Annotated in this window: 17 protein-coding genes; 9 read left to right on the plus strand and 8 right to left on the minus strand. The window is 75.0% G+C overall.

Annotated features, from left to right (window positions below):
* Positions 1–54 precede the first annotated feature (54 nt).
* The 4 genes from ACFZBD_RS15950 to ACFZBD_RS15965 form a co-directional block, all read right to left on the minus strand.
* Positions 55–2232 carry an FUSC family protein gene (locus ACFZBD_RS15950; protein WP_391140095.1) on the minus strand — a complete coding sequence of 726 codons (2178 nt, stop codon included), beginning with the start codon at positions 2230–2232 and terminating at the stop codon, positions 55–57.
* Positions 2233–2767: 535 nt separating this feature from the next.
* Positions 2768–3004 carry a DUF2630 family protein gene (locus tag ACFZBD_RS15955; protein ID WP_391140457.1) on the minus strand — a complete coding sequence of 79 codons (237 nt, stop codon included), beginning with the start codon at positions 3002–3004 and terminating at the stop codon, positions 2768–2770.
* A gap of 127 nt (positions 3005–3131) precedes the next feature.
* Positions 3132–3569, minus strand: coding sequence for a hypothetical protein (locus tag ACFZBD_RS15960; RefSeq protein WP_391140096.1), 438 nt, complete (start codon positions 3567–3569; stop codon positions 3132–3134).
* 37 nt (positions 3570–3606) lie between these two features.
* Positions 3607–4407, minus strand: coding sequence for an alpha/beta fold hydrolase (locus ACFZBD_RS15965; RefSeq protein WP_391140097.1), 801 nt, complete (start codon positions 4405–4407; stop codon positions 3607–3609).
* A gap of 80 nt (positions 4408–4487) precedes the next feature.
* On the opposite strand from ACFZBD_RS15965, the gene ACFZBD_RS15970 reads away from it, so the two are divergent.
* From ACFZBD_RS15970 to ACFZBD_RS15990, 5 genes are all read left to right on the plus strand, one after another.
* Complete coding sequence (locus tag ACFZBD_RS15970; RefSeq protein ID WP_391140458.1) at positions 4488–5879, plus strand: aminotransferase class I/II-fold pyridoxal phosphate-dependent enzyme; 1392 nt, start codon at positions 4488–4490, stop codon at positions 5877–5879.
* Positions 5880–6162: 283 nt separating this feature from the next.
* On the plus strand, positions 6163–6573 hold the full coding sequence (locus ACFZBD_RS15975; protein WP_391140098.1) for a Rid family hydrolase: 411 nt from the start codon (positions 6163–6165) through the stop codon (positions 6571–6573).
* A 111-nt stretch (positions 6574–6684) separates the two neighbouring features.
* Positions 6685–7107, plus strand: coding sequence for a hypothetical protein (locus ACFZBD_RS15980; protein ID WP_391140099.1), 423 nt, complete (start codon positions 6685–6687; stop codon positions 7105–7107).
* 141 nt (positions 7108–7248) lie between these two features.
* Complete coding sequence (locus tag ACFZBD_RS15985; RefSeq protein ID WP_391140100.1) at positions 7249–8217, plus strand: ATP-binding cassette domain-containing protein; 969 nt, start codon at positions 7249–7251, stop codon at positions 8215–8217.
* Positions 8214–9080, plus strand: a complete 867-nt coding sequence (locus ACFZBD_RS15990; RefSeq protein WP_391140101.1) for an ABC transporter permease — start codon at positions 8214–8216, stop codon at positions 9078–9080. Before ACFZBD_RS15985 ends, ACFZBD_RS15990 begins: the two co-directional genes overlap by 4 nt.
* 63 nt (positions 9081–9143) lie before the next feature.
* On the opposite strand, the gene ACFZBD_RS15995 is transcribed toward ACFZBD_RS15990, so the two are convergent.
* Complete coding sequence (locus ACFZBD_RS15995; protein WP_391140102.1) at positions 9144–9767, minus strand: CE1759 family FMN reductase; 624 nt, start codon at positions 9765–9767, stop codon at positions 9144–9146.
* A 5-nt stretch (positions 9768–9772) separates the two neighbouring features.
* Positions 9773–10849, minus strand: a complete 1077-nt coding sequence (locus ACFZBD_RS16000; RefSeq protein ID WP_391140103.1) for a CE1758 family FMN-dependent luciferase-like monooxygenase — start codon at positions 10847–10849, stop codon at positions 9773–9775.
* A gap of 179 nt (positions 10850–11028) precedes the next feature.
* On the opposite strand from ACFZBD_RS16000, the gene cbiE reads away from it, so the two are divergent.
* A complete protein-coding gene (gene cbiE / locus ACFZBD_RS16005; protein ID WP_391140104.1) occupies positions 11029–12387 on the plus strand; it encodes a precorrin-6y C5,15-methyltransferase (decarboxylating) subunit CbiE in 1359 nt (452 codons plus the stop codon).
* Between the two features lie 121 nt (positions 12388–12508).
* Positions 12509–13258, plus strand: coding sequence for a precorrin-4 C(11)-methyltransferase (gene cobM, locus ACFZBD_RS16010; RefSeq protein WP_391140105.1), 750 nt, complete (start codon positions 12509–12511; stop codon positions 13256–13258).
* A 101-nt stretch (positions 13259–13359) separates the two neighbouring features.
* Here cobM and ACFZBD_RS16015 read toward each other — a convergent pair whose 3' ends face one another.
* The gene (locus ACFZBD_RS16015; RefSeq protein WP_391140459.1) at positions 13360–13434 is read right to left on the minus strand and encodes a 50S ribosomal protein bL37; all 75 of its coding nucleotides are present in this window, start codon (positions 13432–13434) and stop codon (positions 13360–13362) included.
* A 138-nt stretch (positions 13435–13572) separates the two neighbouring features.
* On the opposite strand from ACFZBD_RS16015, the gene ACFZBD_RS16020 reads away from it, so the two are divergent.
* Complete coding sequence (locus ACFZBD_RS16020) at positions 13573–14235, plus strand: hypothetical protein (protein WP_391140106.1); 663 nt, start codon at positions 13573–13575, stop codon at positions 14233–14235.
* Positions 14236–14489: 254 nt separating this feature from the next.
* On the opposite strand, the gene ACFZBD_RS16025 is transcribed toward ACFZBD_RS16020, so the two are convergent.
* Positions 14490–15614 carry a cobalt-precorrin-5B (C(1))-methyltransferase gene (locus tag ACFZBD_RS16025; RefSeq protein WP_391140107.1) on the minus strand — a complete coding sequence of 375 codons (1125 nt, stop codon included), beginning with the start codon at positions 15612–15614 and terminating at the stop codon, positions 14490–14492.
* 12 nt (positions 15615–15626) lie between these two features.
* Between ACFZBD_RS16025 and ACFZBD_RS16030 the strand changes: the two genes are divergently transcribed.
* Positions 15627–16355: a cobalt-precorrin-6A reductase gene (locus ACFZBD_RS16030; RefSeq protein WP_391140108.1), complete on the plus strand. Its 729-nt coding sequence runs from the start codon at positions 15627–15629 to the stop codon at positions 16353–16355.
* The last annotated feature ends 16 nt before the right edge of the window (positions 16356–16371 follow it).

Consider the following 16371-nt stretch of genomic DNA (forward strand, 5'->3'; position numbering starts at 1 on the left):
TCGGGGCGTGAGTTCGTGTCCTCCGGCCCGGACGGCGGGGTCGTCGGAGGGGCTCTACGGCGTTCCGCTTGCGCCCGGGGCGGCGGGTGGGTCCCCGCCCGGGCCCGTCCGGGGCGAGGCGATCGCCCGGGCCGCCCGCACCTCCTGGCGCAGGGGGGCGAGCACGCCGTCCTCGTCACCGTTCAGCCGGGCCCTGACCTCCACCAGGACGGCGCTGTGGCGCAGGTTGTCCGCCAGTTCGCGCAACTCCCGCTCCACGTCGGCCACCTCGTCCGGGTCCGGCGCCGGTGCCCCGTGGTCGACGCGGACGCGGGCGGCGGTGGTCGCGTCGACGATCCGCTCCACGGCCACGACCAGCGGCCACCAGGCGGAGGCGAGGGCGCCGGCGGGCGGCGGTTCGGTCAGGGCCCGCTGGAACTCGGAGCGTACGGCGGACAGATCGCGGTAGAGCGCCCGCCGGGCCCGCAGCCGGGCGGCCGCCCGCTCCTCGGTGCCGGGTGCGTCGCCGGGCCCTTCGCCTGGCCGTTCGCCCGGGCCCTCGCCGGGCTCTTCGCGCGGACCGGTGGCCGGTTCTTCGCGCGGGCCGCGGCTCTGCCCCTCGCCGGGCTCTTCGCGCGGCCCTTCGCCTGACGCGCCGGTCGGGCCGGGCTGTCCGGTCGGGGCGGGTGGCCCGGCCGGGCCGAAGGCGCAGGCCACGTAGGTCGCGGTGTCCGCCACCGCCTCCGCGAGCCGGTCGCCGATCCGGGCGTGCCAGGACTCCGGCCACAGCAGGTATCCGGCGACGAGGGCGATCGCGCAGCCGATGAGGGAGTCGTAGAGCCGGGGCAGCACCAGGTCGAAGCCCTGCCGGTTGAGGAGGTCGGAGAGCAGCAGGATGACCGGGGTGATCGCCGCGGTCTGGAAGGCGTACCCCTTCGCGGAGAAGGCCGGGATCAGCGCGGCGAGCACCATCATCACCGGCACGTCCCACCAGCCCCGGGGCACCTCGGCGAGGACGAGCGCGGCGACGGCGAGCCCCAGGACCGTGCCGACGGCGCGCAGCACGGCCCGCGAGAAGACCGAGCCGAAGTCCGGCTTCATGACGAAGGTGACGGTGAGGGCGATCCAGTACGAGCGGGGCACGGCGACGAGGGAGACCAGCGCCTGGGCGAGGCCGATGCAGAGCGCGAGCCGCAGCCCGTACCGCCAGGACGCCTCGGAGAAGAGCACGGCCCGGGTGGTGCGGCGGACGCGGACGCCCAGGGCGGCTGGGCGGCCGAGCCGGTCGGCCGCGTCCAGGTGGGCGGGGTCCGCCTCGTGGACGACGCTCGCGGCGTGCCGCAGCGCCCGGTCGACGGCCTTCTCGGAGGGCCGGGCGGGCTCGGGCAGGTGCGGGACGGCCGTGCGCGTACGGTCGCCCTCGACGGCGTCGGCCAGGGCGCGGACGGCCGCCGGGATCTCGTCGGGCAGCGGCCGGTGGAAGCGCCGGGCCGCCTGGTGCGCGGCGGGGGCGGCCTCGACCAGCGGGATCACCACGTTCAGCTGCGCGAGGAGGCGGACCAGGGCGGGGGTCCGGCCGTGGTGGCGGGCGCGGCGGGCGAGGACGAGGTCGTACGCCTGGTTCAGCGAGGTGGTCACGGCCTGGCGCCTGGCCTCGTACGCGTCCGATCCGGCGGCTTCGAGGACGTCGGCGACGGCCCGGTAGGTGCCGGCCACGGCCGCGCGTTCGGGGACCTTGCCGCGCAGCGGCCAGCCGAGCAGGGTCAGGGCGAGGACGAGGACCCCGCCGAGGGTGAGCAGGAGCGGGGCCGTCCACCAGGGGTCGGGCATGGGCAGGCCCGCGCCGACGACGGTGTCGAGGAGCAGGACGAGAGCGGAGGCGGAGGCGACCGCCCCGATCGAGGAGATCATCCCGGAGACGAGCGCGACGAGGGTGAGGACGGCGACGGCGACCCAGCCGTGGCCGAAGACGAGGGAGCCGAGGGTGACGCCGAGGGCGCCGAAGAGCTGGGGGACGGCGATGTTGAGGATCCGCATCCGGTACGCGTCGGCGGTGTCGCCGATGACGCCGGACAGGGCGCCCATGGAGACCAGGGCGCCGTAGACGGGCCGGTCGACGGCCATGCCGACGGCGAGGGGAGCGGAGAGGGCGATGGACGCGCGGCCGACGGCGGCCCACGGCACGGGCGCGGCCTGCGGCTTCAGTCCGGCGGTGAGCCAGGGGGGCGGGGTGAGCCGAGGGGTGCGCGCCATGCGACCAACGTACGGGGCGTGGGCCTCGGGACCGGCGGCGACGGGTCCGGAGTGCGGGGGCCCGGGGGCCGGGGGCCTGGCGGCGACGGGCTGCAGTGGCGGATCCGTGCGGGCCTCGGGACCGGCGGCCAGGAGCCCGGGCGGCGACGGGTCCGGAGTGCGGGGGTCGGGGGCGTGGGCCCGGGCGGCGACGGGTCCGGAGTGCGGGGGTCGGGGGCGTGGGCCCGGGCGGCGACGGGGCCGGAGTGCGGGGGTCCGGGGCCGGGGCCGGAGGCGAGGGGGCCGGGCGGCGACGGGCTGCCGTGGCGGATCCGTGCCGACCTCGGGACCGGCGGCCAGGGGGCCGGGCGGCGACGGGCTGCAGTGGCGGATCCGTGCGGGCCTCGGGACCGGCGGTCAGGGACCGGTCCGCGGCGAGGCCTAGTGGCGGGTCCGTGCGGCCCGCGGGATCGGCCCGCGGCGAGGCGTTCCGGCGGGGGCGCCGCGAGCGGCGGCCCGTGGCCCACGGGGCCTGCGGCGGCAGCGCCCGGGGCTCTCAGCTGCGGTAGTTCTCCACTTCGGCCGCCGGGCGGACGGCCGCCGTGTCGGGATCCTCGCCGAACTCCGCCTTGGCGCGGCGCTGGCGCAACAGGTCCCAGCACTGGTCCAGTTGCACCTCGAGTTCGGCGAGCCGGGTTCGCTCCTCGTCGAGCAGCCCGCCCATCCGCTGCCGCAGGGCACGCTCCTCCTCGACGAGCGTGCCGATGCTCTCCAGGATCTGGTCGTCGTCCATGCGGTCGAAGTGGTTCATGTCTTCCAGCGTGGCGGATCGGCCGCCCTCGCGCAGGTCGAGCGAGGGGCCCCCGCGGCCGCCTCCGTGACGGTCGCGAGAGCCCGGTCGGATCCCCCGGGGGCGGGGGTCAGGCTGCCCGCGCGCCCTTGCCGCCGAGGTTGTCGTCCGTGGCGAGCGCCCAGATCACGAAGATCGAGACCGCCATCGAGAACAGCGACCACCACGGGTGGTAGGGGAGGAAGAGGAACTGCGCGACGACGTTCAGGACCGTCAGCGTGAGACCGGCAACCCGCCCCCACTCGGAACCCTTGAGGATTCCGAAGCCCGCGAGGGCCAGGATGATGCCGAGGATCAGATGGATCCATCCCCACGTCGTCAGGTTGAACTTGAAGACGTAGTCGCCGATGTCTGCGTAGATGTCGTCCTGGGCGATGCCTGCGATGCCCTGGAAGATGTCCATGATGCCGATGACCAGCATCAGGACACCGGCGAAGAGGGTGCCGCCGGCGGCCCAGGCCGCCCCGGCACCGGTGCCGGGCTTACGGGGTGCGGTGTTCTGGCTCATGGGCCCATCGTGCGGGCGCCCGGCCGGGACCGATCGTTCAACGGGGCCGGACGGGTGAGCGCAGGAATTCCGCCAGGGCCGCGTCGAACTCCGCGGGCCGCTCCAGGTTCGGCAGGTGCGCCGCCCGTTCGACGACCACGAGCGTGGAGTGGGGCAGCGCGGCGTGCATCGCCTCCGCGTCGGCCACCGGGGTGTACGTGTCGTCGCGGCCGACGACCACCAGGGCCGGCACGGTCACGGTGGTGAGCAGGTCGCGGTAGTCCGGGCGCTCCGCGCGCCCGCGCAGCGCGGCGGCCGCGCCCGCCGGGTCGGTCGCGCACATCATCCGGTGGACGTGGGGCGCGGCATGCGTGTTGTACGGGGCGGCCATGCGGTCGAGGACCTCGTCGGCGTAACGGCGCATGGCCTCCGCGCCCCCGGCGAGGAGCCGGTCGGCGACGGCGTTGCGGCCCGCCATGCCCTCGTCCGTCTCGGCGGCCGGGAAGGTGTCGGCGAGGACGAGGCCGAGGATCCGCTCGGGAAAGAGGCGGTAGCACTCCATGACGATCTGCCCGCCCATGGAGAGCCCGCCGAGGACGAACTCCCCGACCCCGAGCCGGTCGAGGAGCGCGGCGAGGTCCTCGGCGAAGACGGAGAGCGGGGTGACGCCGGGGACGACGGTGGTGGCGCCGTAACCGCGCAGGTCGGGGGCGATCACCCGGTGCGTGCGGGAGAACCGGTCGAGCTGTGGCCGCCACATGGTGCGGTCGAAGGGATGGCCGTGGACCAGGACGAGCACGGGGCCCGATCCCCGGTCCTCGTAGCCGATCGTGAGTCCGTTGATCTCTGCGGAAGGCATGCCCGGAGGCTAGGCAGCGATCCGTGCTCGGTGCAATGAAATCATTGCTCTCGGTGCAATCACGGGTGGAGGGGAAGAGCGTGGAGGAGTACCGGAGGATCGCCGACCGGGTGGCCGAGCGGATCGCGGACGGACGTCTGCGGCCCGGCGACCGGCTGCCGCCGCAGCGGGTCTTCGCCCGCCGCCACCGGATCGCGGGCTCCACGGCGATCCGGGTGTACGGCGAGCTGGCCCGGCGCGGCCTGGTCGTCGGCGAGGTGGGGCGGGGGACGTTCGTACGGGCGGCTCCGCCGCCGCCCGGGCCCGCCCTCGCGGAGGCGACCGGGGCCGCGCCCGTCGACCTCCAGCTCAACTACCCGGTGGCGGAGGGCCAGACGGAGCTGATGGCCCGGGCCCTCGCGTCGCTGGCCCGCCCCGACGTGCTGGCGGCGGCGACCGCGCGGCCGGTGGCGGCGGTGGGCACGGCGGAGGCGCGGGCGGCGGCCGCCGGCCTGCTCGGCCGGGGCGGCTGGACACCGGACCCTGCGGCGGTCCTCTTCGCGGGCAACGGCCGGCAGGCGATCGCCGCCGCGGTCTCCGCCCTCGTCCCGCCGGGGGGTCGCCTGGCCGTGGAAGCGCTGACGTATCCGCTGGTCAAGGCCGTCGCGGAACGGCTCGGCGTACGGCTCGTGCCGATCGCGCTCGACGCGGAAGGCATGCGTCCGGACGCCCTCGCGGCGGCCCACCGCGCGGTCCCGCTCGGCGCGGTGTACGTCCAGCCGACGCTCCACAACCCGCTGTCGCTGACCATGGGCGACCAGCGCCGCGCCGAACTGGCGGCGGTGCTCCGGGAGTCGGGGGTGACGGCGATCGAGGACACGACGTGGGCGTTCCTGTCACCGGAGGTGCCGGAAACGTCGGGGGTGCCGGCGGCCTCGCCGACCGGGGCCCCCGCGCCGACCGGGGCCCCCGCGCCGCTCGCGGCCCACGCCCCCGCGCACGTGGTCCTGGTGGACTCCCTCTCCAAGCGGCTGTCCCCCGGTCTGACGGTCGGGTACCTCGTGGCGCCGGAGGCGCGCCGGGAGGGGCTCGCGGAGGCGTTGCGCTCCGGGGCGTGGACGGCGGGCGGTCTCGCGCTGGCGGCGGCGACCCGCTGGGCGGGGGACGGGACCGTCGAGGAGGTGGTGGCGGCCAAGCGGCGGGACATGGCCGCCCGGGGAGAGCTGGTCGGGCGGCGGCTCGGCGCCCACACGATCCGGACCGCCCCGCGGTCCGCCTACTGCTGGTGGGACCTCCCGGCTCCCTGGCGCGCGGAGACCTTCGTCGCGGCCGCGGCCGCCCGGGCGGGCGTGGCGGTGACACCGGGCAGCGCCTTCGCAGTGGGCGCCGGATCGGCTCCGGACGCGGTACGGGTGGGGCTCGCCTCCCCTTCGTACGCCGACCTCGACGGGGCCCTCGCCCGGCTCGCGGCGCTGGCGGACGAAGGGCCCTGAGCGGACGGCGGGTGGGGCACAAATGCCTTGCCGGGTCCGTTCGTTGCTGCCTACGATCCACTCCGGCCGACGCGGCTCGCCGCGCGAACACCCGGCCCCGACGACGCACGGCTCCCGACCGGATCCGCCACCGGTTCAGCGGCCCACCGGCAACACCGGCCCACCGGCCGGTTTGCTCACGAGGCCGCCGTACGACCTTGCGAGGCCGCCGTACGACCGCCCGCCGTACGCCCTCCCGCCGCCCGGGCGACCCGCCCCCACCACCGGAAGGACACCGCCGCCCATGACCACCGACCGGCGCACGATCACCAACCCCGACACCCTGCACGACCCGGCCCCCTTCGGCTACAGCCATGCCGTCTCCGCGCCCGGCGAGCACGTCTTCATCGCCGGCCAGTACGCCTCCGACGCGTCCGGTTCCCCCGTCCCGGGCGACTTCGCCGTCCAGGTCGAGCGGTCCTTCGACAACCTGCGGCTCGCGCTGGAAGGCGTGGGGCTCGGCTTCGAGCACGTCGTACGCCTCGGCTCGTACGTCGTCGACCACGACCTCGCGAAGCTGGAGGTGCTCGGCAAGGCCCTCCACGCGGCCTTCGGGGAGCGGCTGCCCGCGCAGACCCTGAGCGGGGTCGCCGCGCTGGCGCTGCCCGGGATGCTCTTCGAGATCGACGCGGTCGCCGTCCGGCCGGCTGCCTGACCCCAGGGGGCGGGCCGGGCCCCGGCCCGCGCCCCGGTTCCACTTGCGGCCGTACCGGTCGCGGGTGTGCCCTTGAGGATGGAGGGGGGCGAGAGTGAAGGAGCTCCTGCCATGGCCGCACCCGCCGCGACGCCCACCCGGCGCCGCCCCCAGCAGCAGCACCGTCGCCTCCACACCCACGGCCTGATGCTCCCCGTCGTCCTGGGCGTGATCTACGGCCTCTACACCTCGACCGTCGCCCGCGCCGGCGGCCCCGCCACCTGGCAGCAGGCCGTGCTCGGCGTGGTCTCCGCCGTGGCGCTCGCCGGCGCCGTCTACGCTCTGCGCCGCTGGCAGCGGACCCTGCCGCGCGAGCCGCGCGCGGCGGCCTGGGCGGCGCTGGCCGGCATCGCGACCGGCTTCCTCTTCAGCCTCTCCAACGCCAGCGTGCTGTCGGCCGTGGTGCTCTCGCTGTTCGTCGCCTTCGGCGCCTTCTGCGTGGCGTTCTACACCTTCTACACTCACGAGGACGCGACCGGTCACCCGACGCGTTGACCCCGATGCGTCGACCCCGACACGTCGACCCCGGCACGGCCCCCCTCCCGAGTGGCGAATCGCGAGAGCGGTGGACCTGGGCGCCCGACCGTCGGAGACTGGGGGAAGCGGCTGCACGGTCGAACCCCCGGAGGGAAGCGCATGTCCGACCTCGCCATCGAGACGGAGGGCCTGGTCAAGGTCTTCGGTACGAACCGAGCCGTGGACGGCGTCGACCTGAGGGTCCCCGCCGGCACCGTCTACGGCGTCCTCGGACCCAACGGCGCCGGCAAGACCACCGCCGTCAAGATGCTCGCCACGCTGCTGCGCCCGGACGGCGGCCGGGCCCGGGTCTTCGGCAAGGACGTGGTCAGGGACGCGGACGCCGTACGCGGCCGGGTCAGCCTCACCGGGCAGTACGCCTCCGTCGACGAGGACCTCACCGGCACCGAGAACCTGGTGCTCCTGGCCCGGCTCCTCGGCCACGCCCGCCCCGCCGCCCGGGAGCGGGCCGCGCAGCTGCTCACCGCGTTCGGCCTCGCGGAGGCCGCCGACAAGCAGGTCAAGAACTACTCGGGCGGCATGCGGCGCCGCATCGACATCGCCGCGTCCATCCTCAACACCCCCGACCTGCTCTTCCTCGACGAGCCGACCACCGGTCTCGACCCGCGCAGCCGCAACCAGGTCTGGGACATCGTCCGGGCGGTCGTCGCCCAGGGCACCACCGTGCTGCTGACCACCCAGTATCTGGACGAGGCGGACCAGCTGGCCTCCCGGATCGCCGTGATCGACCACGGGAAGGTGATCGCGGAGGGGACGAAGGGCGAGCTGAAGGCGTCGGTGGGGTCGGGTTCGGTCCATGTGCGGCTGCGGGACGCGGAGCAGCGCCCGGCCGCCGAGCGGGTCCTGGCCACCGCCCTGAACGCCTCCGTCCAGCTCGACCCGGACCCGGTCGCCCTGACCGCCACCGTCAACGGCCACGGGACCGACCTCGGCGCCGCCGAACAGGCCGCCCGTGCGCTGTCCGAGCTGGCCGCGGCCGGGATCACGGTCGACAACTTCGGGCTCGGCCAGCCCACTCTCGACGAGGTGTTCCTCGCCCTCACCGACCGGAAGGGAACGACGGCATGAGCACCGTCGCCACCAGCAAGGACACGCAGCAGAGCGATGCGCAGGACTTCGAGGCCCCCCGCGCCGAGGAGCTGACCGCGCTCCTGGTCGGGCAGGAGCGGCCGCCCCGGCCCAGCGCGCTGTCGGCGTCGCTGACGTTCGGCTGGCGCGCCATGCTCAAGATCAAGCACGTGCCGGAGCAGCTCTTCGACGTGACCGCGTTCCCGATCATGATGGTGCTGATGTACACGTACCTCTTCGGGGGCGCGCTGGCCGGCTCGGTCTCGGCGTACATCCAGTTCCTGCTGCCGGGCATCCTGGTGATGAGCGTCGTGATGATCACGATGTACACCGGGGTGTCGGTCAACACCGACATCGAGAAGGGCGTCTTCGACCGCTTCCGCACCCTCCCGATCTGGCGGCCGGCTCCGATGGTCGGCTATCTCCTCGGGGACGTGGTGCGGTATCTGATCGCCTCGGTGGTGATGCTCTCCGTCGGCCTGATCATCGGCTACCGCCCGGCCGGCGGGCTGCCCGGCGTCCTGGCGGGCGTGGTGCTGCTGATGGTGTTCTCGTTCGCGTTCTCGTGGATCTGGACGATGTTCGGGCTGATGCTGCGCAGCGAGAAGTCCGTCATGGGCGTCTCGATGATGGTGATCTTCCCGCTCACCTTCCTGAGCAATGTCTTCGTGGACCCGAAGACGATGCCGGGCTGGCTGCAGGCCTTCGTCAACAACAGCCCGGTCACGCATCTGGCGACGGCGGTGCGCGAGCTGATGGCGGGCAACTGGCCGGCCGCGGACATCGCCTGGTCGCTCGGGTGGTCGGCGCTGTTCGTGGTGGTGTTCGGCGCGGTGACGATGCGGCTGTACAACCGCAAGTAGCGGCGGCCCTCACGAGGCCGCTCGTCCGCACCACCGCGCGCAGCGGTCGTACGCGGCCGGTCGTCAGTCCAGGCGCAGGTCCGCGAGCTGCTGCTCGAACGGGACGACCTCGTCGTCCTCCGCCGCCCGGGCCGGGCGGGCCGCGACGAAGTCCGCCAGTTCCCGTCCGGCGCGGGCGATCCGGGACGGTAGGCCGTCGGTGTACTCGTCGCCGCCCGAGCCCCAGTCCTCGGAGGCGGCGTAGACCCCGGTCGGGACCACGAGCGCCCGCAGATAGCCGAAGAGCGGCCGCAGCGCGTGGTCGAGGACGAGGGAGTGGCGGGCGGTGCCGCCGGTGGCCGCGACGAGCACGGGCCGGCCGGTGAGCGCGTCCGGGGCGATCAGGTCGAAGAAGGACTTGAAGAGCCCGCTGTACGAGGCGGTGAAGACGGGGGTCACCGCGATGACCCCGTCGGCCGCGGTCACGGCGTCGATCGCGTCCTGGAGCTGCGCCGAGGGGAAGCCGGTGACGAAGTTCTTCGCGATGTCGACGGCGAGGTCGCGGAGCTCGACCACCCGGACCTCGACGGCGTACTCCTGCTCGGTCAGCCGCTCCTCGGCGGCCTTCGCGAGGCGGTCGGCGAGCAGCCGGGTCGAGGAGGGTGTGCCGAGTCCGGCGGACACGGCGACCAGCGTGAGCGTCTGCATGTCTCTTACGCCTCCTGTGTGCGTACGGCGGGGTGGAGCGGGGCGGTCGCCGGGACGTCGGCCGCCCGCAGGTTGGCGAACTCCTTGCGGAGGACCGGGACGACCTCCTCGCCGAGGATGTCGAGCTGTTCCAGGACCGTCTTCAGCGGCAGACCCGCGTGGTCCACCAGGAAGAGCTGACGCTGGTAGTCGCCGACGTATTCCCGGAAGGACAGCGTCCGCTCGATGACCTCCTGCGGGGAGCCGACGGTCAGCGGGGTCTCCCGGCTGAACTCCTCCAGGGACGGGCCGTGGCCGTAGACCGGCGCGTTGTCGAAATACGGCCTGAACTCCCGTACCGCGTCCTGCGAGTTCTTGCGCACGAAGACCTGGCCGCCGAGGCCGACGATCGCCTGCTCGGGGGTGCCGTGGCCGTAGTGCGCGTACCGCCGCCGGTAGAGGCCGACCATCTTCGCCGTGTGCTGCTTGGGCCAGAAGATGTGGTTGGCGAAGAATCCGTCGCCGTAGTACGCGGCCTGCTCGGCGATCTCGGGGGAGCGGATCGAGCCGTGCCAGACGAACGGCGGGACGCCGTCCAGCGGGCGGGGCGTGGCGGTGAAGCCCTGGAGCGCGGAGCGGAACTTCCCCTCCCAGTCGACCACGTCCTCCCTCCACAGCCTGTGGAGGAGCGCGTAGTTCTCGATGGCGAGCGGGATGCCCTGGCGGATGTCCTGGCCGAACCACGGGTAGACCGGTCCGGTGTTGCCGCGGCCCATCATCAGGTCGACGCGGCCGTCGGCGAGGTGCTGGAGGGTCGCGTAGTCCTCGGCGATCTTCACCGGGTCGTTGGTGGTGATCAGCGTGGTCGACGTGGACAGGATCAGCCGCTCCGTGCGGGCCGCGATGTGCCCGAGGAGGGTCGTCGGGGAGGACGGGACGAACGGCGGATTGTGGTGCTCGCCGGTGGCGAAGACGTCCAGACCGACCTCTTCCGCCTTGAGCGCGATGGCGACCGTGTTCTTGATCCGCTCGTGCTCGGTCGGGGTGCGGCCGGTGGTGGGGTCGGCCGTGACGTCGCCGACGGTGAAGATCCCGAACTGCATCGTGCTCACCTCTCGCGGACCGGCACGTTCGGCCGGTTGTGGTTGAAGCTTAAACTATCCGCTCCAACGGTGCGCCCCTCCCCCGTATTCCGCCGGGTGGGAGAGGCCGGGGCGGGCGGCCGGAGGACCGTCCGGGGGCCGCTGGGGAGCGGCGCGGGCCTCCCGTAGAGTTCGGCGACGTGAGCACCGTTCCCCCGTCCGCGACCCCGGCCGCCTCCGCGACACCGGACCTCCGCGCGATCACGGTCGTCGGGATCGGCGCCGACGGCTGGGACGGACTGCCCGAGAACTCCCGCCGCGCCCTGCGCTCCGCCGAGGTCCTGATCGGCGGCCCGCGCCAGCTGGACCTGCTGCCCGGCGCCGAGTGCCCCGGCGAACGGATCGCCTGGCCGTCGCCCCTGCGCCCCGCCGTCCCCGGCCTGCTCGCCGCCCACGCGGGCCGGCGGATCGCGGTCCTCGCCAGCGGGGACCCGCTCTTCTACGGCATCGGCCGGACGCTCGCCGAGACGGTGGGCGCGGACCGGCTCCACGTCCTGCCGCACCCCTCGTCCGTCTCGTACGCCTGCGCCCGCCTCGGCTGGCCGATGGAGGCCGTCGAGACGGTCTCCCTGGTCGCCCGGCCGCTCGACGCCCTCACCGCCGCCCTGCACGACGGGCGCCGGCTGCTGGTCCTGAGCGAGGGCGCGGACACCCCGGCGCGGGTCGCGGAGCTGCTGCGCGGCAAGGGGTACGGGCGGAGCAGGCTGCGGGTCCTGGAGCGGCTCGGCTCCACCCGCGAACGGATCCTGGACACGACGGCGGACGCCTGGCCGGCCCTCCGACCGCCGGCCGGACCCGCGCAAGGCGACACCCCCCAGGGCCCGGCCCCCGATACGGCCACCGGCACGAGCCCGGCCGGACCGCCGGCCGTCGACCCCCTCAACATCGTCGCGCTCGACTGCGTCCGCTCCCCCGACGCGCTCCGGCTCGGGGCCGCGCCCGGGCTGCCGGACGAGGCGTACGAGAACGACGGACAGCTCACCAAGCGGTACGTCCGCGCGGCCACGCTCGCCGCGCTGGCGCCCGCGCCCGGCGAGCTGCTCTGGGACGTCGGCGGCGGCTCCGGCTCGATCGGCATCGAATGGATGCGGACCCACCGCTCCTGCCGGGCGATCGCGGTGGAGAAGGCGCCCGAGCGGGCGGCCCGCATCGACCGCAACGCCGCCGCCCTCGGCGTACCCGCCCTGCGGGTCGTTACCGGACCCGCGCCCGAGGCGCTGGCCGGGCTCCCCACACCCGACGCCGTGTTCATCGGCGGCGGTCTGACCGTCCCGGGGCTGCTGGACGCCTGCTGGGACGCGCTGCCCGTCGGCGGCCGGCTCGTCGCCAACACCGTCACGCTGGAGTCCGAGGCCCTGCTCGCGGACCGGTACCGCCGCCACGGCGGGGAACTGGTCCGGCTCGCCGTCGCCCAGGCCGTCCCCGTGGGCGGCTTCACCGGCTGGCGCCAGGCGATGCCCGTCACCCAGTGGTCCGTGACCAAGAGCGGTGGTCCGTGACCGGGCACGGCGGCGGGGGCCGTGACCGAGCACCGTCGTCGTCGAGCGGGGGAGCGCCGCCGGCCGGCCGCACCCCGGGAGCCACCGGCCGCACCCCAGGAACCAAGGGAGAAGCAGCAGAATGACCGTCCACTTCATCGGCGCAGGCCCGGGCGCGGCCGACCTGATCACCGTGCGCGGCGCGCGGACGCTCGCCGCGTGCGGGGTCTGCCTGTACGCCGGCTCCCTGGTGCCCCGCGAGCTGCTCGCCGAGTGCCCGCCGGACGCCCGGCTCGTCGACACCGCCGACCTCGACCTGGACCGGATCGTCGCCGAGATCGTCCGCGCCCACGAGGAGGGGCACGACGTGGCCCGGCTGCACTCGGGCGACCCGTCCGTCTTCAGCGCGGTCGCCGAGCAGATGCGCCGCCTGGACGCGCTGGACATCCCGTACGAGGTCGTGCCGGGCGTCCCGGCGTTCGCGGCGGCGGCCGCGGCCCTGAAGCGGGAGCTGACCGTGCCCACCGTCGGCCAGACGGTCATCCTCACCCGCGTCGCCCAGCAGGCCACCCCCATGCCCGAGGGCGAGGACCTCGCCACCCTGGGCCGGAGCGGCGCGCTGCTGGTCCTGCACCTGGCGGCGCGGTACGTCGACCGTGTGGTCGGCGAGCTGGTCCCGCACTACGGCGCCGACTGCCCGGCGGCGGTCGTCGCCATGGCCAGCCGCCCCGACGAGGTGATCCTCCGCGGGACGCTGGAAGACATCGCGGCCCGGACGAAGGAGGCCGGGATCACGAAGACGGCCGTCATCCTGGTCGGCCGGACGCTGGCGGCCACGCAGTTCCGCGACAGCCACCTCTACGACCCGGCGCGGGAGCGGCACATCTGCTGACGCCGTCCAGGCGCTCCCACGGCGGGGCCCGGACGCGGAACGGGGCCGGCAGGTCCGTCGCGGGCGACGTGACACCGGCCCCGTGCGTACGCGGGGGAGCCTCAGCTGTTGGGGCGCTTGCCGTGGTTCGCGCGCCTCTTCTTCCGGGCGCGCCGCTTGTTGCCTCGCTTCGACATGGGTACGAACCCTTTCGATCGGGACTCCTTGCCCTCGCGAGTCTAGGGTCGCGGGTCCCGGGCCGCATGTCGGTCCGCCGGCCCGCGGGTCCCGGGCAACGGGGCGCCGGGGGCCGCGGGGTGCGCTTGGATGGGCGGGTGACCGTACACGACGTAGCCCGGCGCCTGCCGGACCCGGCCGTCCTGCGTGACCACTGCCGCGCCCTGGCGATGCTGGACGCGGTGCTCAGCCCGGAGTGGGAGGACCGCTACCACTCCTTCGACGCCCGCTGGTCGGCGACGGAGGAGATGGCCTCGATGCGCGACGGGCAGGGCGACGAGTTCTCGCTCGTCCTCTCGCCCGCCGGGGTGTACCTCCGGGGCTTCGTCCACGCGATCGGCAGCGGCGGGCGGCGGGCGGTCGCCCGGGTGCCGGAGGCCTTCCGGCCGTACGTGGAGGAACCCGCGTTCGCGCACCCCGACGGCGAACCCCTCGTCACGGTCTGCCTCTGGCGGCTGGCGGGGGAGAGCACCTGGCACGTCGGAGCGGCCTCCCTCGACGGCCCCGGGCCCTCCGGCGGGGGCCGGGCCGACACCGACGCCACCGACTTCCTCTTCGAGCTGCTCGTCGACCGCTCCGCCGAGGCGTACGCGCGCTGGGCCGGGGAGTACTTCGAACTGCCCGTCGACGCCGAGGCCGTCCGGCAGGTCCTCGCCCTGCGTCCCCTCACCGACGCGCTGGTCGCCGCCCTGAACCCGCGGTCCACCCTGGCCGCCCTCGCCGACGACATCGCGGAGATCGGCTACCCGCGCGCCCGCTGAGCCCCCTTTTTGCGGGGCTCGGTTCGCCTCCGGGGCCTTTGAGCCGGGCTCGCACGGCCGTACGTGCTCGCTCCCTCGTTCCTCGGGAGCTGCGCGCGCTCGGCCGTGTTCCCCCGACGGCCCCTTCGGCTCACTCGCCGAGGCGTACGGGGCGGGGTCGACGGCCCTCGGCGTGCGCGCGCTCGGCCGTGTTCCCCCGACGGCCCCTTCGGCTCACTCGCCGCCTCGCTGAGCCCCGCCCCGCCGCCGGGCCCTCAGTCCCGCGGCCCCCGTACGTCCGAGCGGCCCACGACCGTCCCCGCCCGGTCGACGCAGACCACGTCCACCGCGACCGGGGCGCCCCGGAGCACCGCGAGGGCCTCGTCCCGTGCCCGCGCCGCCACCAGGTCGCCGAGGGGCACGGCGGCGGCCTCGCAGAGACGGAGGGCCTCCAGGCCGGTGTTCGCGGTCGCGATCCGGGCCGCGAGGGGTTCCGGGGCGCCGCCCGCGCGGGCCAGGTCGGCGAGGAAGGCCTTGTCGACCTGGGAGCGGGCCGAGTGGAGGTCGAGATGCCCGGCCGCCAGCTTGGACAGCTTGGCGAAGCCGCCGCAGACCGTCAGCCGGTCCACGGGGTGGCGGCGCACGTACTTCAGGACGGCGCCCGCGAAGTCGCCCATGTCCAGCAGGGCGATCTCCGGAAGGTCGTACAGGGTCGTCACGGTCTTCTCGGAGGTGGAGCCCGTGCAGCCGGCGACATGGGCGAGGCCCGCCGCGCGGGCGACGTCCACCCCGCGCCGGATGGAGTCGATCCAGGCCGAGCAGGAGTACGGCACCACGACGCCGGTCGTCCCGAGCACGGACAACCCGCCGAGGATGCCGATCCGGGGGTTCCAGGTGGAGCGGGCGATCTCCTCGCCGTGGTCGATCGAGACCGTCACCTCCACATCGCCGGCCGCGCCGTACGCGGCGGCCACCTCGGCGATGTGCTCGCGCATCATCCGTCGCGGAACGGGGTTGATCGCCGGCTCCCCGACCTCCAGCGGCAGCCCGGGCAGGGTGACCGTGCCGACGCCGGGGCCGGCGCGGAAGACGACGCCGGAGCCGGCCGGGAGGAGCCGCACGGTCGAGCGGACCAGCGCGCCGTGCGTCACGTCCGGGTCGTCGCCGGCGTCCTTCACGATCCCGGCCATGGCGTGGTCCGCGCCCCGTTCCTCGGCCGCCAGGGCGAACGCCGGCCGGCCGCCCTTCGGGAGCATGATCGTCACCGGGTCCGGGAAGTCGCCGCCGAGGAGCGCGGTGTACGCGGCCGTCGTCGCCGCCGTCGCGCACGCACCGGTCGTCCACCCCGGGCGCAGACCCGTGTGCTTGAGTTGGGCCTCGCGCCCGCCGACGGAACTCATGAACGGACTCCCATGCACGTACTCATCCTCGGGGGCACGACCGAGGCCCGCGCCCTGGCCGGGGCGCTCCACTCCGAGGTCCGGGTCACCAGCTCCCTCGCCGGGCGGGTGGCGCGGCCGAGGCTGCCGGAGGGCGAGGTGCGGATCGGCGGGTTCGGCGGGGCGGAGGGTCTGGCCGACTGGCTGCGCGCGCACGCCGTGGACGCGGTCATCGACGCCACCCATCCCTTCGCACGGACCATGAGCTTCAACGCGGCCCGGGCGGCCGCCACGGCCCATGTTCCCCTGCTGGCGCTGCGCCGGCCCGGCTGGGTCCCGGTGGCGGGCGACGACTGGCACCCGGTCGCCTCGCTGGAGGAGGCGGCCGCCGCGCTGGACGCGCTGGGGGAGCGGGTCTTCCTGACGACCGGGCGGATGGGGCTCGCCGCGTTCGCCGACTGCCCGCAGTGGTTCCTCGTACGCTCCGTCGACGCGCCCGACACCCCGATGCCCGCCCACGCGGAACTCCTCCTGGACCGGGGGCCGTTCACCCTGGAAGGGGAGCGGGAGCTGCTGCGCCGCCACCGCGTCGACGTCCTCGTCACGAAGGACAGCGGCGGCGCGGCGACCGCCCCGAAGCTCCGTGCCGCGCGGGAGGCCGGCGTCCCCGTCGTCCTGGTCCGCCGCCCGCCCATACCTCCCGGCGTCCCGGTGGCCACCACTCCGGCGGAGGCCGCCGCCTGGCTCCGCGCCCGCCCCTGACGGCCGGCCCCCCGTC

Source organism: Streptomyces sp. NPDC008121 (assembly GCF_042957155.1).
Taxonomy (GTDB): Bacteria; Actinomycetota; Actinomycetes; order Streptomycetales; family Streptomycetaceae; genus Streptomyces.